Genomic DNA, 25,610 nt, shown 5'->3' with positions numbered 1-25,610 from the left:
TTACTTACTGGGGATTATAATTCATCGGCAAGGCATCTGCCATTTGCTCCCAGCCCATATAACCGCGAAACACCAATCCTAACGGAGGATCGATTGTGCCTGAAGGAAGGATCTTTACTTTTTGCGCAGCGAATTCCATGTCGGTGTATTGTCCTCGCCCAAACTCTTTGATGCCATTCGCTTTTAACCAGCGCACATAGTTATACTCTCGCCTTTCCGGCAAATAGATGATCCGAAACTTACCCGCACCAAATAGATATACACCTTCGTTATTGTAAACCGCAAGATTGGAAATAGGCACTTCTTTGTAGATCCAGTTGCCTCCTACGTCTGTAGCAGTTTGGAGTTTGTAGCCCTCTCGGTTGTGTTTTCCTGCCAACACGGACCGCAAAAAATGAGCAGTTGAACCATTGTACGCTTTTTCTCTCGCCTGAAAGTGCTTAGGCTTCAATTCCAAACCAGGTGTATTTTGATAAAACACATGACCCACATAAGAAGTGGTTCTAAGATTTCTGACATAGGATTTCAGGTGGTACGTCAAGTCATACCCTAAACGGTTATTCCTAATCACAATAGGTACTGAAGCAGTTACCCTCAAGGTATTTCCTCCGGCCAAATTAAAGGTCAGTACCTCCGGATTGAGGATTTCACAGTTCTCTGCATTCCTGCTGCGACCCAAAAAATCCAGCTTAAACGTGTTGAGAAATTCCTCGAGTTGTAGGGCTGTATAAGGATTGGGCGCATCTTGACTTTCTTTTGTTTGTTCAGGCTTAAAAGGTCGCTTCAGCTCAACTCGAGCTTTAGTTGACCGATTGATCGAAGTAATTGAACGCTTATAATCATCCTTGTAAGCAATCAACTGGTGAGCCCCCTGCATACCAATGATGGTAAAAGCTCCGATGGAATCCGTTACCGCATGATAGCTGGTGTTGTTCAAAAACACCGAGACCCCCTCGATAGGCTCCTGAGTTTCAGCATCAACAACCTGTCCCTGAACCGTCAGCTGTGCCCAAACCGCATGAGTTGTCACCAAACACCAAAACAAAAGCATAAAAGGTCTCGTCCTCATAGACTTGATTAATTAAGGTGGTACTTTAAAAGTAGGGATTCAACATACCTTTATAATCCATATCGTCTCGGAATAGTTTTCTCAAAGGAGATCCGAAGATAACAACGGCAATTTTGATTTTTCAATCAAGGCTATAATGTTTGGGCAATCTTCATTTTTGGGCCCGGTTATTTTTACAATTAAGCAACCTTCATGCCTGTTTTGGCATCTTATGGGTTTAATAGAAGGTCAAAATGCTCAAGAACTACCTAAAAACCTCCTTGAGGAATATCCTCAAAAATCCATTATCTGCATTCATCAACGTATTTGGACTGGCTTTGGCCATCGGAACTTGCATGGTTACTTACACTTATTTGTCCATGGAGTTTGGCTATGAAACCCAACACACCAAACGTGACCGGGTGTTCATGCTGACTAGCCTGGTCGACAGAGACGGATCTGCCGACCTTTTTGGAATCTCTCCGGCTCCTGTTGGTTTAAAGCTGCAAGAAGACTTCCCACAAATCAAAAACATGACCCGCATGTCCAGTAGAGAGGTCATCGTGAAGAAAGATGCGAATGTCTTTAGGGAAAGGGTCCGTTTGACGGATGCTGCTTTTGTCGAGATGTTCGATTTCGATGTGGTAACAGGTGATCTGTCCAAAATCACGGATCGGAACAACGTGGTGATCAATGCTACCACTGCTAAAAAATACTTTGCGGATGCTGACCCCCTTGGTAAGACCATCCAGGTGATTTTCAATGGCGGTAAAAAAGTACCCATGAATGTGGTTGCCGTAGTAAACGTAACGGAAATGAAAACGAGCTACGCGTTTGATTTCCTTGCCAACTACAATATTCTAGAGATCGCTCAGGATGAATTCAAACCCTCCGATTGGTCCCAAAATATTGGGGCAACTTTTATAGAACTGGAAGATCCGCTGCAAATTGAAGAAGTGACGAGCATTGTCAATACCTACAAGGAGCTCGTCAATGCAGCACAAGCCGATTGGCAAATCCAGGAATTTTCTTTTGAACCCTTAGCTACATTGTATGATCGGTCCAATGAGATCCGCTGGGATGTCTCCCGCGAATCCGACCGGGAAGGACATGTGGTATTGACCATCATTGCGGCCATGATGCTGGCACTGGCCTGCCTTAACTATTTGAATATAGCGATTTCCTCCGGAACGAAAAGGCTGAAGGAAATTGGGGTAAGAAAGGTAATAGGAGCCAATCGAGCAAAATTGGTAGTGCAGTTCATTACCGAAAATATCTTGTTATCAGGGATAGCCCTCGCCCTTGGATTTTGCCTGGGCACGTTCTTTTTTGTCCCTCAACTCAACCTACTGTTCGGCATTGACATGTCTTTTGAGGTATTTGAGATGCAGTTCTTTGTGTACATCATTGGCATGTTGCTGCTCACTGCCATTGCATCAGGTGCCTACCCTGCTATCTATATTTCCAAGTTCCAGGCGGTAAGTATCTTCAAAGGCAAACTCCGATTTGGCCAAAAGAATAAGCTCACCAAAGTATTCCTGACCATGCAATTTGTTTTGGCCTGTATCACCGTCGTGGCGGGCATCTCCTTCACCATGAACAATACCTGGCAAAATGAACAGCCATGGGGTTATGATCAGGACAACACACTTGTAGTAGAAGTACCGGATTTCACGACTTATGAACAATTTAAAAATCAGATAGCTGGCAATTCCAATGTAGTCTCCATTGCAGGAGGCAGACATCATGTAGGGTATGCCATTTCTTCTTCTGTCGTAGATCTGCCAGATCGAAAATTCGAGGCGGATCGCATGGACATCACTGCAAACTACACGGAAACCCTCGGTTTGGCCATCATCAATGGAAGCGGGTTCCAGGAAAATTATGAAAGCGATCGAACAAAGGTCCTCATCAACGAATCTTTTGCCAGTCAACTCAACTGGACCGACCCTTTAGGTAAAACATTCAGATATGACAGCACGAGCTATGAAGTGAAAGGTGTATTGAAAGATTTTTATGCACGTAGCTTTTGGAGTGACATCAATCCGATGTTCATGCGGGTGGTAGAAGAGGAAGACAAGCGATTGATGCTCATCAAAACGCAACCACAAACGGCTGAAACGGTATTAGAGGATGTAAAAAGTACCTGGGCAAGCTTGTATCCTGAAGCTCCTTTCGAGGGCGATCATCAAAAGGAATTATTTGCAGAATTTTTCAGAAATGCCCACGGGCATAAAATCATCATGACTTCAGTGGCCATCATGGCCTTGATGTTGTCATGCTTTGGTTTATACGGTCTGGTAGCATTGAATGTAGCTGGACGCAGAAAGGAATTCAGTATTCGAAAAGTATTAGGCGCGGACCTTCTGGCCCTGGTGAAATCCGTTGGATCGCATTTCTTTATTTTCCTGGTGATTGCACTCGTATTGGGTGGACCAATAAGTTTCTTGCTCATCGACACATTGATGGACTCCATCTATACCTTTCATATGCCTATGTCCGTCATTCCGGTGATGATGGCCATTGGATTCATTCTGTTTTCTGTGGTGCTGACCATTAGCTCACAAATCAATAAGGTGAGAAGAAGCAATCCTACAGAAGGATTGAGGATAGAGTAATAAATAAAGGCCGTCACTTCAGTTGTTTTGGTGACGGCCTTTCCACACAAGCATTTGGCGGCTTACATATTTTGAAGCTGGTCCGCTACACCACAATCAATGGTGGTTTCCGCGTCCATGCTATTGAAGAAGGTGATGCTATACCCCGAATCTGTAGATTTCACATCCCCGTAGAAGCTGTTGTACTTACAAGTAATGCCTTTTCTCGTGATGTAATAGCCATCCATTTTGAATGCCGTCTTGGCAAGGTTCTGGTACTGCTGATCGGTCAGGTGCACGGTTGTGATATTCTCAGCAGGCCATTTATTTTCCATGTAAGATTTCACGGAACGAGCAAGTGTCTTGTCATTGATGGCATTGGCTGCTAAACCGGTCTTGAATAATTTCAGGATCTCGCCGCTTGAACTTGAGAGGCTAGCTGATTGTGCATTGGATGGAATTGACAATCTGATTTCACTGATGGTCATCATTGCCCCTTTCTTGTTAGGGATGATGAGTGATGCCACCACATTTCCAGATGACGCCCAACCACATTGTTCAAATTCTCTTTCAACAATGCCGTTAATATCATCTGCATCCACTGTGAGCTCCATCGGGCTGCCAGAACCGGCCATGGAAGAAAGACTTGCATCATTATAAATGTCCTGCCAATTCCAGACATCTTTCGAACCACAGTCTCCAGCATTTTCAAAGGATACTTTTACCGCATATTGAAAGCCCTTCCTCTTGGCATTGAAGGCATTTTTAATTTCATCGGCATTGATACTGAAATTGAATTGATATTCCTTCGCATCGAAGTTAAGGGCACTTGTTTCACTTCCATCGGCAAGAGCTGCGCCACTAGACTGTCCAAATGCGGTTTGAAGAACGAGAGTCAATACAATGGATAATGATAGAATTCTGGTCATTCCTGTTTCTTTTTACGATTGATTATTGCTTGTCAGAAGCTCAAAAGAATTAAGAAACAAGGGTGAACGCCAGTAGCTACGGGTAAACAGCCCGGAGAATGAGTAAACGGAATTAAAACACCGTCAAACGATCGAAGAAAGGCTTGCGGTACGCTTTGCCGATAGGCAACATGGTCTCTTCAATAAAAACCACGCTATGTTCGATGCGATTGATCTTTTTGATGTTGACCAAAAAAGATTTGTGGATCCGGCAAAAGCCTGCAACGGTCAGCTTCTGCTCAATTTCTTTTAACGTGTGTGACACGACATGCTTTTCACCAGGTTCGTGGAACACGCAATAGTTATCATCGGCCTCCACATGCGTGACTTCTTCAAAATTTAAAGGAACGATCGCTCCTGACTTCCGAACGAACAGGTTAGGCTCTTCCGGTGTTTCAGTCACTTGTAGTGACTTCTTTTTGGTTAAGGCTAATTCGATGGCCACTTTAAGGTCCTGCTCCTTGAAGGGCTTCACCACATACGCACCAGGATTAGCACTTTTGGCCCGCTGAATCGTGTTCTCGTCGTAAAGTGAACTCAGAAAAACAAAAGGCAACCTGAACTTTTCATTGATCTCATGCGCCAGTCGAATGCCATCCTTCTCCCCTTTGATCTTGATGTCGAGCAAGATGATATCCGGTTTCCTTTCGGCAATTGCCTGAATAGCCTGCTCCGCTGAATTGACCATATCGGCCACAGCAAACCCTAAATCATCGAGGGTCATGGCAATGTCATCGGCGATGATAGGTTCATCTTCTACAATCAGCACACGTGTGCTCATAAGGAATTTTAGATAGGACTTGTGATTACAGCCTTAAGATAAAAATCAATTGGGAATTGTGGGTTGAAAAATAGCCTACGATGTTAGCGAATACTTTGTCACCTTTCCTTCCACCCTTGACATCCCTAAAGGGAAAGGACGAAAATAAATTACCTGTTTCCCTTGCCGCACCCTTTAGGGAAGGGGTTTACGGCAATTACAGTTACCCTTCTGATTATTACAATTGATTTTCTAAAGATGACAAAGTGAAGTTATTTTTTCATCCACCCTTCACCCGTTCCTCGTACGATTCTAAAAACAGTTCTGGCTCATCCAAATGAAAAGCCAATTCCGAAAAAGATCTTTTGATCCCGTAAATGCCATTAATCTTTAAAGGCTCCTTCACTTTGATCACCACATTGTGCCCTTCAAAGTCTCCAAACGGTGATAATGCACGGATTTCCTTGTTCCATTCTTTTGCAGCAGTGGAATGTTCAATCGATTCTATTTGATCAAAAGGAATAGACACTTCATTCAGGATACCGTAACGGACATCAATGCTATCACTGTTCAATCGGGTTGGGCGTTGACTCATGGAACGAACAATTCCCAGTACTTGAAAGACCGTATAAATGCTGATGGCAGAAAAGATCCAGGCGGCCACTTCACTCCAACGTTGCAATAATAAATGCAATACAAACGTCTCGACAACCGCCAGGAACATGACGACATAAAAAAGTGCGGTACTGGAGCTCTTGCAGTGATAAGTAAATTCCATCGGCGCTAACGCTCGCTTTTTCCAGTTGATCAGGCCATAGTAGAAAGTGGAAAGCTCCGTTGCCAAAAAGACACTCGCCTTTCCCGGAATCACTTCCTTAGCAGCCTCTTTCATTACTTCAAAGAAATCAATGTTGCGTTCAGCATTTTTCACAAAAGATCTCCTTAGTTTCACAAACTTCCAGATGATCACGGAAATCGCCCCTAATTCTACGAAAGGCAGGAAATACGTCTCTACAAAATGCAAAGTCGCATGATGCTGACTGGGTAACATCAACCCGGTGGAGATCATTCCCAATACGAAAACGGGAACAACCGTGATGTTCGGCAAATTTGTTTTTCGGATCAGCAACAGATACAAGATCGGACTTAATAAAGTAAGATCTACGGTAATGGCCATCGCCAATTCTTTCGGATTGGTCTGGAAGGCATCAGAAGACACGATGACAAAAGCAGTCAACATGATGCCCAGCACCAATACCGGACCGGCAATAGATCGATTGATGGAAAGTGTCTTCATAGTGGTAAGAGGTATTTGCTTATTTAGTCGTTCATCAAACTCTGATTATTACAGGATTAGTCAATTTTATTTCCGGCTTTGAAATCCGTTAATTTCGCTTACTAAATCGCAAAGATGAGCAATATTCCTGCTTTAGAAATACAAGCTACCAATGACGGGTCACACACCCTGTACCGGGCAGACCTGGATGAAACCTATCATTCGCATAAAGGGGCATTGGGTGAATCGGAATATGTTTTCATCGATAAAGGGCTGGAACACTTTTTGAATGAATCTGAGGAAAAGGAAATTACTGTTTTTGAAGTGGGTTTAGGTACTGGCTTGAACGCCTTATTGAGTGCTCAATTTGCAGCTAAACGCGGTATCAAGGTCCATTTTCATTCCGTAGAACCATTCCCGGTTCCTGAGGCAATTTACCAGCAGTTGAATTATGCCAGTGATGAGGATGATCGGTTATTGTTCCAGGCAATTCACAAAAGCTCATGGGAAACAGCAGCAGCCATTTCGGAGCATTTCCATCTTTCCAAATACGAGCAAAAACTAGAAGACTTTACCTCTCCAATCTCCGTAGATGTGGTATTCATGGATGCCTTTGCGCCAAGCAAACAAGCGGAAGTCTGGGCACTTGAAAATCTTGAAAAGTGCTACGGCCTTTTAAATAAAGGAGGAATCCTTGTTACCTACTGCGCCCAAGGTCAATTCAAAAGAAACCTGAAAGCCTGCGGTTTTGAATTGGAGGTTTTACCTGGAGCCCTGGGTAAAAAGGAAATGGTCAGGGCGATTAAGGGTTAAAAAAAGATCAGACTCCTCTTCCGAGTGACTCTGATCAATTTCTACCTTTCGAGCGCGTCCTTAAGCCTGTCGAAACTTAAAACAACACCCTTATTTCGTCCTCAGTATTCAATCTTCGGCCAGCATTCGAAACGGCTGCTACGTTGAAGAATCCCGCAACTCGATTTTCAGGAGACTCAGGAATGATGTTCGTAGACACGTTGGCCAATGGCGTAGCGAATAATGCACCGAAACCTCCGGCACGAGTCGTTTCAATGATGACCTGGTTCATGAAAAACCACGCATCATTACTGATAGAATGTATTTCCACATAAACAGAATCACCAGCCACAAAAAGACTATCATTTCGAATCGTGAATCGTTCATCTGCGAGAAGAATCGCATCAATCTCCTCAAACACATATTCGTTTTCCTCGTCAATCAGGATCACCCCGTCACTGATAACTCCATACAAATTTCCCGCTCGATCAAACACGGAATCCGTACTGATCAGAAACGTATCCGGAAGCGCGTAAGGCGATAAAATATCACCGCTATGCGCATTTTCAAATGGATTTGGGGCATCCCTGATGGGCTGAATGAACGGCAGGTTGTCGTTATCGTCATCCGCACCAAATGCAGCATCATAAGCCACGACGATTTCATCAGGTTCTCCGAGGTATTCACCGTTTTTCCAGCTTCTGATCCAGTAAGTATCATCCACACCCTCAAGGTCAGTAGCAAAGAATTCTGCGAAGATCAGGTCATCAAAGAATGCATTTCCTTCTTCCAGACGGAACGTAAGGCTGTCGATCGCAGGAACATCGCTCATGGTCGTGCGACTGGTATAAGTCACCCCATCAATCACCACTTCCAATTCGTAAGTATGTCCAACGATCCCTAGAGGATTGCCGTCAGTACTGTTCCAGGTATATCGTTCTTCATTCTCCTGAAAGACATAAGGCGCAATACCAGGATCTGTTAAATCTGTTACCGTAACCACGGCATCGGGTATTTTCGGTGGTGCCGCATCCTCGAAATAGGCTTGTGAACGCGTTACATTAATATGTTGTGTCAGTCCTTGATTTGTCAACCAGGCATCGATTACCACAATGTTTGCCGGTTCACTCAAATTCGGGTTCACTTCCGTCTCACATCCCGTGAAAATCCAAAGTGCAGCAAGTAGATAAATAAACTTTTTCATGACTTGATCAGAATTTGAAGTTGTAAGTGATGGAAGGAAGAATGAAGAATAAAATGGAGGTCTCGAAAGAGGACGTAGCCACCGGTGCCGTAGGCAATGTCAAATTGTTGAGTTGATTGTACCCAACCCGATCGCCATCTTGCGTGAAGTAAATGGCAAAAGCATTCTTCCTGTTATAAGCATTGTAAACAGAAACGACAAGATTATCCGAAGCCTTATTTTTATTGTTCTTTTTGCCCAACAGGACATTGTCGATGGTCAAAGAGAGATCGAGTCGGTGATAATCCGGGATGCGGACATTGTTGCGACTGCCATCATTCAATGGGATCACTTGCCCGGCTACTACGATCCTATCTGTAGGGTAGGTGGTAGGTGTACCAGAAATATAACTGAAAACACCTGAGAGATTTACCCTTTCATTGATCTGAAAATTGGATGTGATCTTCAGGTTATGCGTCTGATCAAATCGAGTTGGATACCAACGTCCTGCACGATCCGTGGCATTGAGTCCGACATTGATCCCATCAATGTTCAATTCGGAGCGCCCCAGGGTATAGCTGATCCATCCATTGACTCTGCCTGCGGGCTTCTTTACATAAAATTCCACTCCATAAGCTCTTCCGTCTCCGGCAAGCACATCCGCTTCGAGCGCTTCATTGATGAAGATGTCCGCCCCATCGATGTAGTCCACCTGGTTGCGGGTCCACTTATAATAGGCCTCTACAGAAGTCTCAATGGTATTATCTCTCAGGTTCTTGAAAATTCCTGCTGCAATCTGATTTCCTATTTGCGGATCGAGGTTATTCGAGCTGGGTTGCCAAACATCAATTGGAGTAGCTGCCACCGTATTCGAAATCAGGTGAATGTATTGTGACATTCTATTGTAACTGGCTTTCAAAGATGTAGATTCGTTCAGTTTGTATCTTACAGCCAATCGAGGCTCCAAATTTCCGAAACTAGCAATGGATTCGCCATCATTCACTGACTGTGTTTCCAAAACAGGCCTTCTCACACCTGGGATCGTATCCCCGAGCACCACCTGATTTCCTGGTCCCATGTTGTTGAAAAACGAATATCGCAGACCATATTGAAAACTCCAGTCTTCTCCGACCTTTTGATCATTACCGACGTAAACTGCTCCTTCAATCGCATATTTCTTGGGTAAACCAATATCAATTGGATTCCCGGAGGTCAAACCAACGGCATCAGCAGGATCAAAAACGTAATAAAGCAATTCTCCTCCGAATGAGATCTCATTATCCTTGTTCAAGAAGTAAGAGAATTGCGGCTTGAAATTGACGGTCTGGATGCGTGAACTCCAATCGAACTGATCTTCGTCCGTGTTTCCGAAAGCAAAGGCATAATCATAATTGCTGTAGAAGAAGGTGAAGTTGCTAAAGAATTTCTCCGAAAACAGGTGATTCCAACGGGCTGAGGCCGTTTGGTTCCCCCAGTTAAATCCTTGCAGTCGATCGAAACGGAATACATCCCGACCAAAGTAACCAGAGACGAATACCCGGTTCTTGTCATTGATGTTGTAGTTGGCTTTGGCCGTGAGGTCGTAGAAGTAGAGCGCCGCACCATCATCCAAAAAGTTCGTCAACAAACGGACAGGAATGTCTGCATAAGATCGTCTACCCGCGACGATGAAAGAGGCCTTGTCCTTGATGATTGGACCTTCCACCGTCAGGCGGCTGAAGATGGTACCGACACCACCGGAAACGTCGTATTCTTTGCTGTTCCCTTCTTTCATCCGAATGTCCAGAATGGAAGACAATCGGCCACCATACTTTGATGGAATACCCCCTTTGAACAGCTTGACATCTTTGACCGCATCGGGATTAAACACGGAAAAGAATCCAAACAAATGGCTACTCTGATAAACAGGCGCCTCATCCAACAAGATCAGGTTTTGACCCACGCCTCCTCCGCGCACGTTGAATCCGGAAGCACCTTCACCAACAGTGGTGACTCCAGGCAAGAGTTGTATACTTTTAATGATATCCACTTCGCCAGCGAAAACGGGGATTTTGGAAATGGTCTTGATGTCCAGTTCTGCAACACTCATTTGTACATCAGAGACATTGGCGTCTTCCTTTTCTGCCGTAACTACTACAGCCTCCAGCTCCTCTTGTCGAAAGGACAACTCAATATCAATTTTGATATTATCCGTGAGGTCGATGGTTTGGGTTTGGGTTTCATAACCGACGTAGCGGTATTTCAACGTGTATTGTCCGGCGGGCAAGGTCACCGAATAAAACCCGTAGACATTGGAAACAGACCCACCAGCAACTTCTTCCACATAAACCGTAGAGCCAATTAAGGTCTCTCCATTACTGGCATCTTTGATATACCCACTGATGGTATATTCCTGAGCACATAGTGATAGCGTACTCATGCTGACCAACAGGCCCAGCACAAGCCTTCTTAACATTCCCGTTCGTTTCATTTGACTAGCCTTCGATAGCTGATAATAGATTGGGTATTCTGTTTGTTCTGAATTTTAAGAAAGAAACTGTTTCTTCCGTGAAATAGCAGCGTAGCGGTGTAATTATCATAAAAATTGGCCGAGTATTATTTGTAAGCCCTTGTACAGGACGCAGGAAGCACATAAATGTTTCTCGATGAGCCATAATAATTGTGATCTTATTGTTAATTCCATAATTTGACCCTTTAACTTTTAGTAATCTGCCATGTATTTTCTATCTAAATTGCGAAAAGAGGGGCTGTCATAGCAGATTTTGACTATGTATAGAGGTGCTTTTAAAGCGCGTGAGTTTTTTTGGAAAACCCGCCACAGTTTATTTTTTATCGTCTTCATTTCACTGTGTTGTTCCTGTACTTCGGAACTTGCAACAGATCGTGAATTGGCAACGGCTAATGACCCTGATCGCATTTATGAAATAACGGGACCATGGGATTTCTACTGGGATGAATTGCTCGAGCCGGACAAAATTGGCCCTAAAGCAGGCTCATCGGTGCTGGCCAGTGTCTCCTGGAGCAAACAAGGTTTCGAAAAATTCGGAAAAGCAACTTACCGGATCAAGGTTTCAGCTGAAGCATTCGAACAACCTGCCTTATTGATTCCCAAAATCAACAGCGCCAGTAAAGTGTGGGTGAACGGAAAGCTGATAGCGCAGAAAGGGCAACTGGATAAAGACCAATACGAAAATTTCATCCTGGAAGAACTGGTGACCCTGGATCGTGCAGCGTCCTACGAAATCGTCATACAGGTTGCCAATTATGATATTGCTCGTGCTGGATTAAATGAGGCACCGGTCTTCGGAGAATTCCGACAACTCTATAACTACAAGAACAGCCGGGAATCGCTCCTACTTTTCTGGACAGGTTGCATCTTCCTGATGGCCATATTTCACTTGTTCATGTATGTTACTTCAAGGCCGTTCATGCCCTATTTTTACCTGGGTATCATCTGCCTTCTTCTGGTGGTAAAAATTCTCGTCTACGAGGATCATTTTGGCTACTACTTCTTAAAAGATTCTGGCTTACTCAATGCCTGGTTACAGCTTCATCTGTATCATTTCTCTGCAAGTATGTTTGCCGGGGTAGGCCTGCTGTATATCCAGTCCATTTATCCGCCTTTGAAGTTTCAGGAGATCGGAAAATACCTGTTCATCTCTTTCGGGGTATTGGGGCTATTCTTTTTGATCGCGCCAACCTCTAGCTTCGGACCGGCAATCTTTCTGGCCAAGATACTGGCCCTATTTGGATTTACCTACGCCGGATTTTGTGGTGTACTTGGCTTAAAAGAAAGAAGGAACTGGCTGCAGATCTTTGCGCTAGGCATATTGCTCATTTCGGGCGTTTTGGACACCCTTTGGTCTTTCTCTTCGATGGACTGGGTCATCCTGCCGTTTGCTATACCGCTGTTTCTGGTGGCACAGTTCATTTATCTGGCACAAGAATTTAGTGTGGCCTTCAGAAGAGCGGAGAAAATGAACCGTACACTGGATGAGACCGTCCGGGAACGTACCCGAAAAATCATCGCACAAAATGAGGAATTAGAGGCACAGGCCACCAAATTGGCGAAGTTAGACGCGGCCAAGACCAAGTTCTACGAAAATGTCAATCACGATCTGAGAACACCACTGATGCTGATTGAGGGGTATCTATCACAGATCGGTGACGATAAAGACAACTACCTCACCACCAAATCGGAAGGCTTTTTCAAGAAACTGCAACGCAACCTGGCACTGATTCGATCCTTGAATGATCAGATGAATGACCTTAGCCTGGTAGAGAAGAACAAGCTTAAGCTACAGTTTGAACAAGTAAACCTGGCTGAATTCGTTCGGGAGATCGTCGATCTGTTCCAACCTAAGGCACAAACGGAAGGTAAAGAACTGAAATTCAAAGGGAATGTGGGTGATACCATCCAGGCCCACGTAGACAAACAACAATTGTCTCGGGTCTTGTTCAATATCCTGAACAATGCCTTGCAATACACGCCTGAAGAAGGAAAGATCATCGTTATCCTACAGGGACACAAACTCAACGATGGCTTTACCATATGCATTTATAATACCGGAAAAGCCATTTCTCAGGAGGTATTGCCGCACCTGTTTGATCGGTTCTACCGGGGACAGGAAGAAGGCCTGCGCAGCAATGTAAAAGGTATGGGGATCGGGCTGGAACTGGCCAAGGAGATCACAGAACTTCATGGTGGTCATATCATGGCCGACAGCCTGAATAATTATGGCACTTGTTTCTTCATTTCAATGCCTTATAATCTGGACATTGAGGTGGATCCTGATGACATAAAAATCGAGGGCAATGTCTACGAAAAGAATGTCCCTCAAGCCATTCCGAAAAAGGACACCCAGACTATTAAAGTCGATTCGAAAAAAGCCAATGTATTGATCGTAGATGACAACCAGGAAATCCGGGATTATGTGAAGGAGATCTTATCAGATGACTATGCCATTGATGAAGCAGAAAATGGAAAGGTGGCACTTGATAAGATTGACACGGGCTATTATGACCTGGTGATCTCCGACTTGATGATGCCCTGGATAGACGGATTCGAATTGATCAAACGGATGAATGAGGAGCGATACAAAGACATTCCCATTCTGATCGTATCCGCCCGTACTTCCGAATCCGACAAACTAAAAGTACTCGATGACGGAGCCTTGGACTTCCTGACCAAACCTTTCAATCCGAAGGAATTGAGTCAGCGAGTAGCGAACATCATGAAGTACAAGAACAGCTGGAATGCCTACGACGACCTGAATCACAAACACAAAACACAAATCGAAAAGGATTTGCTGGGTAAGCTACAAAACATGGTCCATGAGCATATCGATGATCCAAAATTATCAGTGGCCATGATTGCCGACGAACTTTGCATGGCCGAACGAAGTGCCTACAGGATGATCAAAACGTTGACCGACAAAACACCTCTGGAATACATCAAAAGCCTGCGGTACGAATATGCTTATGACCTTTTGGCGAAACGAAAGGTAAACACTGCATCAGAAGCTGCCCGACTGATCGGTGTATCCAATTCCACGTATTTCTCTACACAATTCAAGAAGCGCTTTAATGTTTCTCCCGATGGCTTATTGAAGCAGGATGGGGCGCATGGGTGATCTAGAAACAAGAATCCAAAATGACTTTTTGTAAGAGCAAAGATCGTCCAAAGAGATACCGGACATTTTTCGCTTTCCTTCGGATCTTAAACCGAAAAATTCCGGCATGACGATCTTAGTTTAATCCACCAACGCTGCCTTACCCGCCTTTTCTTTCAAGTGATTCACAATCATTTCGGCATGTTCACGTGAATTCTCAATGAACCACTTATTGGTTTTTAGACCACCACAAATAACTCCTGCTAAGAATACGCCTTCTACGTTCGTTTCCATGGTCTCAGGGTTGTATGTCGGGGTGTGGTATTCATCCTCCTGAAAGGTGATACCAATACTTTTCAGGAAAGTAAAATCTGGTTGATAACCCGTCATCGCCAGCACAAAATCATTTTCGATGGTCACTTCGCCATCTGGGGTATTGACCCGAACTTCATGCTCTTTGATCTCTGCAATGGTACTATTGAAATAGGACTTAATGCTGCCTTCTTTAATGCGGTTAACCAAATCAGGACGTACCCAATATTTCACAGTAGGGGAAATCTCTTCCTCCCGAACGACCATGGTAACTTCTGTAGCCCCCTTACGATAGGTTTCCAATGCCACATCAACAGCAGAATTCGCCGCACCAATCACAATGATCTTCATCCCATAATAGGGATGTGGTTCATCGTAGTAGTGCTTCACTTTAGGAAGGTCTTCCCCAGGCACATTTAGCAAGTAAGGAAGGTCATAAAACCCGGTGGCCAATACGATATTCTTCGCACGATAAGTATGCTTAGAAGTTGTTACTTCAAACAGATCTGTCTTGTTGATGGACTGTACCTGCTCATAGAGCTTTACATTCAACTTCCATGACGATGCCACCCGGCGATAATATTCTAATGCCTCCGAACGCGTTGGCTTGGGTGTATGAGAAATGAAAGGTACCTCTCCTATCTCCAACCGATCAGAGGTAGAAAAGAAGGTCATGTTCTTCGGATAATTGAAAATGGAATTGACCAGGCAGCCTTTGTCAATGATGGCATAACTCAAGCCGGCTTTGGTGGCTTCAATTCCTGCGGCCAGTCCAATGGGGCCCGCGCCTATGATCAATATATCTAATTCCTCATTCATAGCAGTCGATCACCTGATAGGGTGTGATACAATAATCCAATTTTTGATCGTGAGGTTCCAGAAAAGAGAACTTGTCGAAACAAGGCCCCAAAGTTAGCCCGATTTTGATCACATCTGCGGTCATTTCTTGTATCAGTCGGTCATAATAGCCTTTCCCATAGCCAATCCGTCCGCCTGCTTTATCGGCTGCCAATAACGGAACAAGCACCACTTCTACTGCTTTCATATCCGCTGGCCTGGCGTTGACTGGTGTCGGAATCTTAAATTTATCCTCCTCAAACGTCAGATCAGTCTCATAAAGGAAATGATCCATGGTTTCAGTTTCGAAGTTGGTCCGGGTCAGTATGACACATTTACCAAGACTTTCTAGTGCATCAATCAATGGCCAGGTATTTACTTCCCGGTTCCTTTCAATCGGCAAAAAGCTGTGGATCGTGGAAACTTGTTGTCCCTGAATCCATTGCAAGAAATGCTGCTGGATCTCAAGACTCAGTTCATTGACCAGTTCATGAGACAGGAGCTTTCTTCGACGTAAAATTTCCTTTCTTAAAAGTGCTTTGGCTGTTATTCCTGCCATAATACGTGAAACCGCATATCAAAGGCATCGAAGTTAGCCAATAGGTCACGTACAAATGAAGGATCTTCTAAATAGAAAGTAAGGAAATTGAGGGTTCGCTCCTGCAATCCATTACCAGGAAACAGACTTTCCTTGATGGCATCAATCTGCCGCATGGCCACTTCGTTCTTAGACTCAAGGGCTTTTTTGAGCTTCCGCTGAATGTTCTCGATGTTCTTTACGGCTTTGGCCTGCTCAGCACCAATGTACCCTTCCAGGGACTTGTCAATGTTGAGTGCTTTGGTTTTCAGTCCGGCAAAAACCTGAATAACTGCCGCCATGTCTTCGTCCAGCACATGGTCCTCCCCATATTTAGCCAGCTGCCAGGATTTCAATGACTGGATATCTTTGAAAAGGTCTTCTGTCCCTAATTCCAACTTGCTGATCTTTCTGCCAATATTTCGTGAGACAACCATGCCGAAGTTTCTGGGCAACAAGATCGGAAAGCTTACTTGATGTAGATCAAATACGCCTTTGAGTTGTAACCAATAAGCAACTTCCGCCGGGCCTCCGGTATAGCCAATATTAGGCAAAATCACTTCCTGATACACCGGACGCATGATCACATTCGGACTGAACCGCTCCGGATGTTCATCAATCTCCTTGAGTATTTCCTCTTTACTAAAAGAAATTTTGGTATTTCTGACTTTGTAAACGCCATCGGTTTCTACGATTCGCTCGCGTGAAATGCCGTCGAGGTAAAAGAAATTGATCTCTCTGGAAAAAGCCTGCGAATTGTAGCCCGCTTCGATCAGTTTTTGATTAGTTGCTTCAACGATAGGCTGTGCCGATTGGCTAAGCACTTCTTCCTTGATGATCGGGGAAAACTTTGCCTTAAGGTCAGCATGATCGGCATCTACTACAACCACTCCTTGTTCACCAAACAATTCATGAACATAACATCGACAGGCTTCTGCAAGGGTGCCATGTTCCCGGTAGGCCTTCTCGAATAATTGTACCTTCTCAGGAATACCCTCCAAAAAGTCATTCATCGGAGCCGTATCAAATCTTCCAACCGGACCAGTTTGGTCACTGTTCCAGGAATATTTCTGGCCATACAGGCTGAAGTGATTGATCTCTTCGAAATCATGGTCTTCTGAAGCCATCCAATAGACTGGCACAAAATCATAATCGGGATAAGCTTCCTTCAGCTGCTTACAGGCATTCACAACCGTAGCAATCTTATAGATAAAATAAAGCGGACCCGTGTAGAGATTAAGCTGGTGACCTGTGGTAACAGTAAATGTATTGTCCTTCCCTAAAAGCGAGATGTTCTGTTCAACCGCTTCATGTTGTTCCAGCGATTCATATTGAGATTGGAGGGTCTTTACCAATACCTCGCGGCTTTGCGGTAAAAATTGCCTGCGTTTTAAGATATCTCCAAATCCTGCTATGGTTGGTTTTTCACCATAAAAAGAGGCCAGGGCAGGCACATCGTTGCAATAATTCACAAACAGTTTCGAGAAAGCCTGGACTTTTTCGAAGGGCAATTTTTCAACGCGCATCAAAGGGTTATGTTAATCTTATATATGCTCCTAAAAACAGGAAATTTTAATTCAATCCTAAATGCAACACCGATCACCCCTCAAATAGTTTATTTGACGACCTCAGCGTGCAAATCAAAAGCAGTGGCTTCAACAATTTTAGCATTCACAAAATCTCCGATCCTCAAATACTGATCCTCGGCGGGTATCAATACCTCATTGTCAACCTCGGGTGAATCATGTTCCGTTCTTCCCACAAAAAATCCTCCTTCCGCACGATCAATCAACACCTTATAAGTCTGTCCTACTTTCTTTTGGTTCAATTCTTCTGAAATTGATTCCTGTAACTGCATTACGGCATTCGCTCGCTCTTGTTTAGTTTCTTCTGCGACATTATCATCCATTGTATAAGCGTGCGTTTTTTCCTCATGAGAGTACGTAAAGATCCCTAAACGGTCGAAGCGTTGTTGCTCCACAAAGTCTATCATCTCCAGAAAATCTTCTTCTTCCTCTCCGGCGTGCCCTGCGATCAGGGTCGTTCTGATTGCGATTCCGGGGACTTTTTCCCGCATCTTGTCCAAAAGTGCCTCGGTCTTTTCCCGGGTAGTGCCTCTCCGCATCAGTTTGAGCATGCGAGTCGAAGCATGTTGTAACGGAATATCCAGGTAGTTACAGATGTTGCTGCGTTTGGCCATCACATCAAGCACATCCTCGGGAAAGCCTGTAGGAAATGCGTAATGCAAGCGGACCCAATCCAATCCTTCCACATCGGACAGTCGCTCAAGCAACTCCGCCAGATTCCTTTTCTTATAGAGATCCAAACCGTAATAAGTGGAATCTTGCGCAATCAACAGCAATTCTTTCGTCCCGTTTTTTACTAGAGAAGTTGCCTCCCTTACCAATTCTTCCATCGGTCTGGACACATGTTTACCGCGCATCAGCGGAATGGCACAGAATGAACAAGGACGGTCGCAACCTTCAGCTATTTTCAGATAAGAATAGTGTGTGGAAGTCGTTGTAATGCGCTCCCCGATTAATTCATGCTTATAATCGGCATTAAATTTTTTCAAAAGTAGCGGTAGTTCCATCGTCCCGAACCAGGCATCTACTTCTGGCAATTCCAGCTTCAATTCATCCCGGTAACGTTGCGACAAACACCCGGTGACGTATACTTTTTCTACCAGGCCTTCTTCCTTAGCATCCGCATATCTCACGATGGTATCGATCGATTCTTGCTTGGCATTATCGATAAAGCCACAAGTGTTGATGATCACAATGTTGGCATCGTCCTTTTGGGATTCGTGCGTGGCAGCTATCTGATTACCTTTTAGTTGGGTAAGCATCACTTCGGAATCCACCAGGTTTTTCGAACACCCTAGCGTTACAATATTTACTTTATCCTTCTTCGTTCCCCTGGTTTTCACTACTATTTGCTTTTTACCCTTGTCGGGGCGCAAAGCTAGTTTATTTGGTGGCAGTATGTAAAAAAGTAATGATCGTTGAAAAAAATGGATATGAGGAATCGAATCGTTGGTAGGCCATAGATTTTATAGAACTTTCAGAATCTTTTGAAACATAATTTGGTGACGCGTATGTATCTACATCTTTTATATCAAAAACACTAAAAAATCAGCATTTACAACATCATACGCAGCTAATGTCGACCTCCCGTAACAACCCAACTTTTTCAGCAGAAGTGTATGATTTTCTGAACCTTATCCTTAATTTACCGTTCCATTAAAAACTAAATCGAAGAATTCTGAGGAATATATCCATCATATTGTTTCTTCTTTGTGTCTCTTTCACACTTAAAGCTTCCGCTACAGGTGGCGGCGGTGATAAGGAAGAGAAAGTATCTCAAGATCAACAAGATCCCAATAGACAGCAAAGTCTACTGCCAAAACTCGATGGTGAGCCTGAAAATGGTGGCATTGATGAAGAGGAGGATGATTTAGAGGACGAAGCAGAGGAAGAAGAACTAACTGTAGAAAGCGATTCTACACAAAGTTCTTTCCGCAAATTCAACTTTATCTTTTACTTCTTGTACAAATTCAAGTACGAGAATGATTCCCGATTCGGGACGATTCCACAGGAATTAGAATCTAACTAGAGAATTTCTCGATTTCCTTTAGGCTGATGTTGCCTTCGTAGTACGCTTTTCCGAATACTACACCATCTACACCTGTGTCTCTAAGTTTCTTCAGGTCTTCAATACTCCGAACACCCCCACTGGCAAATAAACTGATATCCGGAAACCGCTTGATAATCTCTTTGTAAAGATCAAAGGAAGGTCCTTCTAAAGCGCCATCTCTTGAGATATCGGTAGTCTTCACATATTTCAATCCTCTTTCGTAGAAATAGCTGATGTGATCGAACAGATCTATTTTAGTGTCCTTTTGCCAGCCTCCTACTCGGATAAGCCCATTGTAAATATCGGCACCCAGCGCAATTTTTTCCCGGCCATAAGACATTAACCAGGACGAAAAAAGATCTTGATTGTATACTGCGATGGTAGCAGTAGTCACACTACTGGCACCCGATTCAAATGCTTTGTTCAAATCTCCATCCGTATGCAATCCACCAGAGAAATTGACATGAAGATTGGTGTACCCGGTAATCGTTTCTATCAATGGGTAATTCATCAGTCGCCCTACTTTGGCTCCTTCCAGATCAACCAGGTGAATTCTCTTAACACCATGATCTTCAAATTTTCTTGCGACATCAAGTGGTGTATCCTCATACAGTTTCTCCTTGGAGAAATCCCCTTTTGTCAGGCGGATTGTCTTTCCATTGATTACTGTGATTGAGGGTACCAAAAGCATAGATAGTGAAAGTTAAGCGTCTAAATTAATTGCCAATTACCGGTAACTGTTCCGGTGATTTCACTAACAAAGATATGGATTACTGGTCAATTGAGGTTGACCATTTTGAACCCTTCGCCGTGAATGGTCAATATCTTAACCTGCTCATCATCTTTAAGGTATTTTCGAAGCTTCGCAATGTAAACATCCATGCTCCGGGCATTGAAATAACTATCGTCTTTCCAGATCTTTTTCAAAGCGTCCGAGCGATCTACCGTTTTGTTAAGGTTGGCAAAAAAGATTTTGAACAACTCATTTTCCTTTGTTGTAAGCTTGATCTCCCGTAGTGGTGTGATCAATTTATTTTCCGTGTAGTAATACTTCATAGAGCTGATGATGAATTCATCAGGGAAAACATTGGACTGTGTTTCCTTCAATGTCCGCTTCAGCACCGCATTGATCCTAAGCATCAGCTCTTCCATGCTAAACGGCTTCGTCACATAGTCGTCTGCGCCAATTTTAAATCCCTGCACCACATCTTCTTTCAGGGACTTGGCTGTAAGGAAAATGATGGGTACAGTGGTATTTTGTTCGCGTATTTCTGTTGCCAGAGTGAACCCATCTTTCTTTGGCATCATCAAGTCAAGGATGCACAAGTCAAAATGATCATTAGAGAAGGCTTCTCCCCCCTCTTCTCCATCTCTGCAGAGTTGGGTATCCAACCCTTTTAATGTCAGGTACTCACTGAGGATCTGCCCAAGGTTAGGGTCATCTTCTACGAGTAATATTTTAGGCGTCTCCATAATGAAGGGGTAAGGTGATAAAAAATTTGCTTCCTTTTCCAGGCTCACTTTGTACATCAATTGAGCCGTGATGATCTTCTACTACGTTTTTCACATAAGCAAGGCCAAGTCCAAAACCTTTTACATTGTGAACGTTACCCGTAGGAACACGGTAAAACTTCTGGAATATATTACGAACGGCTTCCTTGCTCATGCCCAGTCCATGATCCTGCACCGATAGCACAATGTTCTTGCCAGTTTTTTCAGTTCGCACCACAATGTTTGGTTTTTCCGGAGAATATTTATTGGCATTATCCAGCAAGTTGACCACTACATTCATCAAATGCACGCCATCTCCCTTAACCATCTGATCTTTTGCGTTGAGTACCGTCTTTAAGGAGCCTTCTCTGTTCTCGATCTGCAAAGCCATTTTTCGGGTGGCCGCTTTGACCAGTTCGTGCAGGTTCATAAATTCCAATTTCATCTGCACATCCTTCTTCTCGATCGCTGCCATTTGCAGCACTTTCTCCACGTGTTGGCCCAATCGCTTGTTCTCTTCACCGATCATGCCCAGGTATCTGTCCTGAAGCATGTCTTCGCTGCGGATAGATTTATCCTGCAAAGCCTCCACGGCCAGCCCCACCGTAGCAATAGGTGTCTTGAGCTCATGGGTCATGTTATTGATAAAATCCGTTTTCATTTCAGATAATTTTTTCTGCTTCACTATCGTACGGACAGCATAGCCAAAACACAACATGATGGCTGCGATCAATATGCCCGAGCTAGCCATGGTCAACCATATTTTACCTAACAGGAACTCGCTCTTTTCCGGAAAATCCACCACGAGTAATTTGTATTCACCATTGAGGTCATTGGGAAAGAGACTCGCTCGTAATTCGCTTTTGGCCAGGATCTGATTCTTACTGGGATCCTCCAGGTATAAAAAAAGGTTTTGGTATGGTGCTATCACTCCAAAATCATAATCAATTCCAATGCCTTTTTCACCAAGTTCGTGCGTGATGAGTGAATCTAATTGGTCAGGACTCATTCGGGTTTGCATCGGCGCATTCGAAAACATCATGTCTTGCAACACCCCTATCATGTTATTGGAAGCATTGTTCACTTTGGTAAGTTCTTCCTGGATCGCCGGATCATTCATGATTGACTCGGGATTAGGTCCGGACTCAGGCCCAGGCACCAACTCATATCCCTGTTCAGTATAAGTTAAAGAAAAGCGAACATCTCTCACTATGCCTGCACTGTCCGTAACTTCAAACTCAATCGATCCGTTTTGTTGTATTAGGGGAGGGAGCAGGTTTTGCGCTTGCATTCTCCGTTGTATCTCTTGTCGTTCCAGTTTTTGTGATACATTTTGCAATGCACCGATGACATCTTTGCGAAATCGCTCTTCATTGGCACGAATGACCGTATCAATCCAGTATAACTGAAAAATTATTAGACCGGCAAGTGCCAGACTCATGATTCCGATGATCCACCTAAGGGTAATGCGATTCACAAAATCAAATGTACGTAGCCAAGTGATTGACTTCTTGTACTTTAACCATTTTTAACAGCACTATTCTCAGCAAATTTCCCGTTAAGGGCATCATTAAGGCGCTTTGTACGTTTCATTTATATGTCAGGATAATTTCCAATTTTCAGTAAACGAGCACTGTTGCTGTATAGCATAGGCTATGATAATTGACTGAAAATTCATATATTTACCTGACCTGCATCATTAAGAACGAGCTAATGTTAAATCACAAAGATTACGAGGAGTGGAAACCTCTCGCGACGGATGAAGTCGTTGATAAGCAAAAAATCCACATCTCCAGTCATGGGAGATTGAAGAGTTTCAAGACCAACGAAAAAGGCCACATCTTGAAATTTGCGACTGTACGTGGCTACAAAACCATCACTTTAAGGTTGGAAAATGGAGGAAGGAGATCCTTCTATATCCATAAGCTAGTAGCAGCACACTTCCTGCCTATGCCTGCTGATGACGCCAAATTTGTGCTCCATTTGGATCACAATAAGGAAAACAATCAGTTGGATAACCTGAAGTGGGCAACCAAAGCCGAAAAAGAAAAGCATCAACAGAGCAATCCTGCCTGGCGAGATGGTATTACAAGAAGTGCAAAATTGAATGAGTCAAAAGTACGAATGATCAAAGAGCGCATTTTTGATCCGAATCGAAAGACCCGTTTGAAAATGATCGCGCGCCAATTCGGCATTTCAGAAATGCAATTGTACCGAATCAAGAGCGGCGAAAACTGGGGCCATATCAAAGTTCCCGAACAGGAGAACGCCTAAATAAATTGCCAAGGTTACTGATAGGGTCTCAAGATTTGAGGCCCTTTTTTTTTATTCCTGTTACTGAATGTCAACTTCGACAAGCTCAGTTTGACATTTCACTCCAATAAAGTTTGAGAATCCTTTAATTAGGCACCCTTGGTCAGGCACCCTTGGTCAGGCACTTTTAGTCAATGTAAACCCAACACCATGATGATTCTTGATGGAAAGCGATTCATCGTGCCGTAAGTACTTGCGCAATCTGGAAATGAACACATCCAGACTCCTCCCTTTGAAATAGTCATTCTCCCCCCAAATACGGACCAAAATATCCTCTCTTCGCACCAATTCATCTGTTTTCTCCATCAACATGGCCAATAATTGACCTTCCATTTGGGTCAAATTGATGGTCTCTTGTTCATGTACCAGTTTCAGGTTGCTGCTATCATACTGATACGTCCCTATGGCCTCCTGAACTTCTTCTTTCTTGGTGATGGATGTCCTACGCATGAATACCGCTACTCGATAAAGCAACTCCTGCATAGAAAAAGGCTTGGAGATATAATCATCCCCGCCGATCTCAAACCCAGAAAGGCGATCCTCTTCCTGAACGCGGGCAGTCAAAAAGATGATAGGCACAAACTCATTGACCTCCCGGATGCGCTGAGCCAATTCAAAACCATCCATAGAAGGAAGCATGACATCCAGCAAGCATAGGTCAAAAACCTGATCATTAAACGCATCCCAGGCTTCTTTGCCGTTCTTGAACCAGGAAACATGGTATCCTTCTACTTGTAAACTGTCCTGGGTAACAAAGCCCAGGCTGTCATCATCTTCAACTAAAAAAATAGACCCTTTCATGCCAATTTGAATTTAAGTTGGAAGGAATTGCCCTGCTGATTATTCAGCACGATGCTCCCTCTATGATTCTTCATGATGTTGTTCACCATGTACAGTCCGAGGCCAAATCCCTTGACGTCATGGACATTTCCAGTCGGAACCCGAAAGAACTTTTTCCACACTTTGCTGCGGTAGGCTTTGGGAATTCCCGGTCCATTGTCGCCGATCACCATCTGAACGTGCTGATTATCTTTAAGGATCTCAATTTCAATCTTATCCCCACCGTACTTGATGCTATTATCCAACAAATTGTAAAAGACGGCTTCAAGCATATCAGAATTGCCCAGCACATACATGGGTTCATTTGTCTCATTACAAATGATCGTCTTTCCGGCAGCATCTGCCACCGGTTTCAGTGTCTGTACAACCCGGTCCAGAATAGCTCGCACCTCTAGTTTTACTTTTTCAATCTTAGGCTTTCTTTCAAGTAAACTATTCTTCAGCAATTGGCTCACCTGACCTTCCAGTCGTTGTGTTTCAAGGTGTGCTATAGCGCCGTATTTTTTGAGCCGCTCCGGCTGTTCCCTATCTGCATTTGCAAACACTTCAGAAGCGATTTTAAGCGTAGCGATCGGTGTTTTGAACTCATGGGTGACATTGTTGACAAAGTCTCGTTGAATGTCACGCAGACGCTTCTGCTTCAGAATCACAAACAACCCGTACCCCATGAAAAGAATTACGATAATGACCAGCATCGTTGTGATCTGCCAGAACTGAAGGTCTCGAAAAAAGCCCCGGGCCCTTCCCGGAAAGTAAATCCCAAAATAATAAGCCTCCCCCTTTAATTCCGGGAACAGGGATTTTTTTTCTATCGGAGGGCTGGAAGACAGTTGAACAAGATCTCCATATACCATCCGATCACTTTCACAATCGTAGAGACCATATTCGAAATCTTGCGTGACCGCTCTTTTCTCCAGCTCTGCCTTGAGCAGATACTCCAGTGATTCCAGATTGATCCGGTTATTGGTACGTACGATGTAGTAGTTATTGGAGATACGATCGATGGGATTGTTCAGTGGAATGTCATTGCCTTCAATCTGACAGAGCCCTTCCACCACATTATTGAGGGCCATTTGCACCGAGTGATCAAATTGCTGATTCTCATTTGACAAGGCCATGTTCACCCAATACATCTGAGACGCAATGATCCCTGCCAGCGCCACGGTGGCCAAAACAATCAGTATGCGTATGGGTGCGTTTTGCATTTACTGTGATCAAGTGAAACGAGCTACTTTTGATATCAACGTACCTCCTCAATGTAAAAGTAAATAGGGGAGGAAGAAACACGAGATGATTAACAAGACGTTAACAGTGTGGACTTAGTCTGTGATTTCTAAATTCAATATCAGCTTAGTTTCAAAAAAGACA

General features: G+C 43.8%; 20 protein-coding genes. 5 read left to right on the top strand and 15 right to left on the bottom strand.

The features are described 5' to 3' along the window. Positions 1 to 4: 4 nt before the first annotated feature. Positions 5 to 1,069: a carboxypeptidase-like regulatory domain-containing protein gene (locus R8G66_33590; protein ID MDW3197359.1), complete on the bottom strand. Its 1,065-nt coding sequence runs from the start codon at positions 1,067 to 1,069 to the stop codon at positions 5 to 7. Between the two features lie 233 nt (positions 1,070 to 1,302). On the opposite strand from R8G66_33590, the gene R8G66_33585 reads away from it, so the two are divergent. Then, positions 1,303 to 3,666, top strand: a complete 2,364-nt coding sequence (locus R8G66_33585; GenBank protein ID MDW3197358.1) for an FtsX-like permease family protein — start codon at positions 1,303 to 1,305, stop codon at positions 3,664 to 3,666. Positions 3,667 to 3,728: 62 nt separating this feature from the next. On the opposite strand, the gene R8G66_33580 is transcribed toward R8G66_33585, so the two are convergent. From R8G66_33580 to R8G66_33570, 3 genes are all read right to left on the bottom strand, one after another. Further along, positions 3,729 to 4,574 carry a hypothetical protein gene (locus tag R8G66_33580; protein ID MDW3197357.1) on the bottom strand — a complete coding sequence of 282 codons (846 nt, stop codon included), beginning with the start codon at positions 4,572 to 4,574 and terminating at the stop codon, positions 3,729 to 3,731. Between the two features lie 112 nt (positions 4,575 to 4,686). After that, on the bottom strand, positions 4,687 to 5,394 hold the full coding sequence (locus R8G66_33575) for a response regulator (GenBank protein MDW3197356.1): 708 nt from the start codon (positions 5,392 to 5,394) through the stop codon (positions 4,687 to 4,689). A 259-nt stretch (positions 5,395 to 5,653) separates the two neighbouring features. Further along, positions 5,654 to 6,670, bottom strand: coding sequence for a hypothetical protein (locus R8G66_33570; protein ID MDW3197355.1), 1,017 nt, complete (start codon positions 6,668 to 6,670; stop codon positions 5,654 to 5,656). 114 nt (positions 6,671 to 6,784) lie between these two features. On the opposite strand from R8G66_33570, the gene mnmD reads away from it, so the two are divergent. Beyond that, positions 6,785 to 7,462 carry a tRNA (5-methylaminomethyl-2-thiouridine)(34)-methyltransferase MnmD gene (gene mnmD / locus R8G66_33565; protein ID MDW3197354.1) on the top strand — a complete coding sequence of 226 codons (678 nt, stop codon included), beginning with the start codon at positions 6,785 to 6,787 and terminating at the stop codon, positions 7,460 to 7,462. A gap of 76 nt (positions 7,463 to 7,538) precedes the next feature. On the opposite strand, the gene R8G66_33560 is transcribed toward mnmD, so the two are convergent. Beyond that, positions 7,539 to 8,645: a DUF4249 family protein gene (locus R8G66_33560; protein ID MDW3197353.1), complete on the bottom strand. Its 1,107-nt coding sequence runs from the start codon at positions 8,643 to 8,645 to the stop codon at positions 7,539 to 7,541. 7 nt (positions 8,646 to 8,652) lie between these two features. Next, complete coding sequence (locus R8G66_33555) at positions 8,653 to 11,079, bottom strand: TonB-dependent receptor (protein ID MDW3197352.1); 2,427 nt, start codon at positions 11,077 to 11,079, stop codon at positions 8,653 to 8,655. Positions 11,080 to 11,512: 433 nt separating this feature from the next. Between R8G66_33555 and R8G66_33550 the strand changes: the two genes are divergently transcribed. Beyond that, the gene (locus R8G66_33550) at positions 11,513 to 14,257 is read left to right on the top strand and encodes a response regulator (GenBank protein MDW3197351.1); all 2,745 of its coding nucleotides are present in this window, start codon (positions 11,513 to 11,515) and stop codon (positions 14,255 to 14,257) included. A 120-nt stretch (positions 14,258 to 14,377) separates the two neighbouring features. Here the strand turns inward: R8G66_33550 and R8G66_33545 are convergent, their stop codons facing one another. From R8G66_33545 to rimO, 4 genes are all read right to left on the bottom strand, one after another. Next, positions 14,378 to 15,367 (bottom strand): YpdA family putative bacillithiol disulfide reductase, encoded by a 990-nt coding sequence (locus R8G66_33545; GenBank protein ID MDW3197350.1) that lies wholly within the window; start codon positions 15,365 to 15,367, stop codon positions 14,378 to 14,380. Continuing rightward, positions 15,360 to 15,944 carry a 5-formyltetrahydrofolate cyclo-ligase gene (locus R8G66_33540; GenBank protein MDW3197349.1) on the bottom strand — a complete coding sequence of 195 codons (585 nt, stop codon included), beginning with the start codon at positions 15,942 to 15,944 and terminating at the stop codon, positions 15,360 to 15,362. The genes R8G66_33545 and R8G66_33540 overlap by 8 nt, the downstream gene beginning before the upstream one ends. Further along, entirely contained in the window at positions 15,932 to 17,488 is a 1,557-nt protein-coding gene (gene bshC / locus R8G66_33535) for a bacillithiol biosynthesis cysteine-adding enzyme BshC (GenBank protein MDW3197348.1), read from the bottom strand. The genes R8G66_33540 and bshC overlap by 13 nt, the downstream gene beginning before the upstream one ends. An 89-nt stretch (positions 17,489 to 17,577) precedes the next feature. Beyond that, positions 17,578 to 18,891 carry a 30S ribosomal protein S12 methylthiotransferase RimO gene (gene rimO, locus R8G66_33530; protein MDW3197347.1) on the bottom strand — a complete coding sequence of 438 codons (1,314 nt, stop codon included), beginning with the start codon at positions 18,889 to 18,891 and terminating at the stop codon, positions 17,578 to 17,580. Positions 18,892 to 19,247: 356 nt separating this feature from the next. On the opposite strand from rimO, the gene R8G66_33525 reads away from it, so the two are divergent. After that, on the top strand, positions 19,248 to 19,577 hold the full coding sequence (locus R8G66_33525) for a hypothetical protein (protein MDW3197346.1): 330 nt from the start codon (positions 19,248 to 19,250) through the stop codon (positions 19,575 to 19,577). On the opposite strand, the gene R8G66_33520 is transcribed toward R8G66_33525, so the two are convergent. The 3 genes from R8G66_33520 to R8G66_33510 all read right to left on the bottom strand — a co-directional run bounded on the left by R8G66_33520 (position 19,570) and on the right by R8G66_33510 (position 22,530). Next, on the bottom strand, positions 19,570 to 20,289 hold the full coding sequence (locus R8G66_33520; protein MDW3197345.1) for a 1-(5-phosphoribosyl)-5-[(5-phosphoribosylamino)methylideneamino] imidazole-4-carboxamide isomerase: 720 nt from the start codon (positions 20,287 to 20,289) through the stop codon (positions 19,570 to 19,572). The genes R8G66_33525 and R8G66_33520 overlap by 8 nt on opposite strands. Before the next feature lie 86 nt (positions 20,290 to 20,375). Next, complete coding sequence (locus R8G66_33515; GenBank protein ID MDW3197344.1) at positions 20,376 to 21,071, bottom strand: response regulator transcription factor; 696 nt, start codon at positions 21,069 to 21,071, stop codon at positions 20,376 to 20,378. Continuing rightward, complete coding sequence (locus R8G66_33510; protein MDW3197343.1) at positions 21,058 to 22,530, bottom strand: HAMP domain-containing sensor histidine kinase; 1,473 nt, start codon at positions 22,528 to 22,530, stop codon at positions 21,058 to 21,060. The genes R8G66_33515 and R8G66_33510 overlap by 14 nt, the downstream gene beginning before the upstream one ends. A 272-nt stretch (positions 22,531 to 22,802) precedes the next feature. Here R8G66_33510 and R8G66_33505 point away from each other — a divergent pair, with 272 nt between their 5' ends. Further along, positions 22,803 to 23,363, top strand: a complete 561-nt coding sequence (locus tag R8G66_33505; protein MDW3197342.1) for an HNH endonuclease — start codon at positions 22,803 to 22,805, stop codon at positions 23,361 to 23,363. A 156-nt stretch (positions 23,364 to 23,519) separates the two neighbouring features. Here the strand turns inward: R8G66_33505 and R8G66_33500 are convergent, their stop codons facing one another. Next, entirely contained in the window at positions 23,520 to 24,203 is a 684-nt protein-coding gene (locus R8G66_33500) for a response regulator transcription factor (protein MDW3197341.1), read from the bottom strand. Continuing rightward, a complete protein-coding gene (locus R8G66_33495) occupies positions 24,200 to 25,447 on the bottom strand; it encodes a HAMP domain-containing sensor histidine kinase (GenBank protein ID MDW3197340.1) in 1,248 nt (415 codons plus the stop codon). Before R8G66_33495 ends, R8G66_33500 begins: the two co-directional genes overlap by 4 nt. Between the last annotated feature and the right edge of the window lie 163 nt (positions 25,448 to 25,610).

It is taken from the genome of Cytophagales bacterium (genome assembly GCA_033344775.1).
Lineage (GTDB): Bacteria > Bacteroidota > Bacteroidia > Cytophagales > Cyclobacteriaceae > JAWPMT01.
The sequence above is the reverse complement of the archived record's forward strand: the minus strand, read 5'-3'. Positions and strand labels throughout refer to the sequence as shown.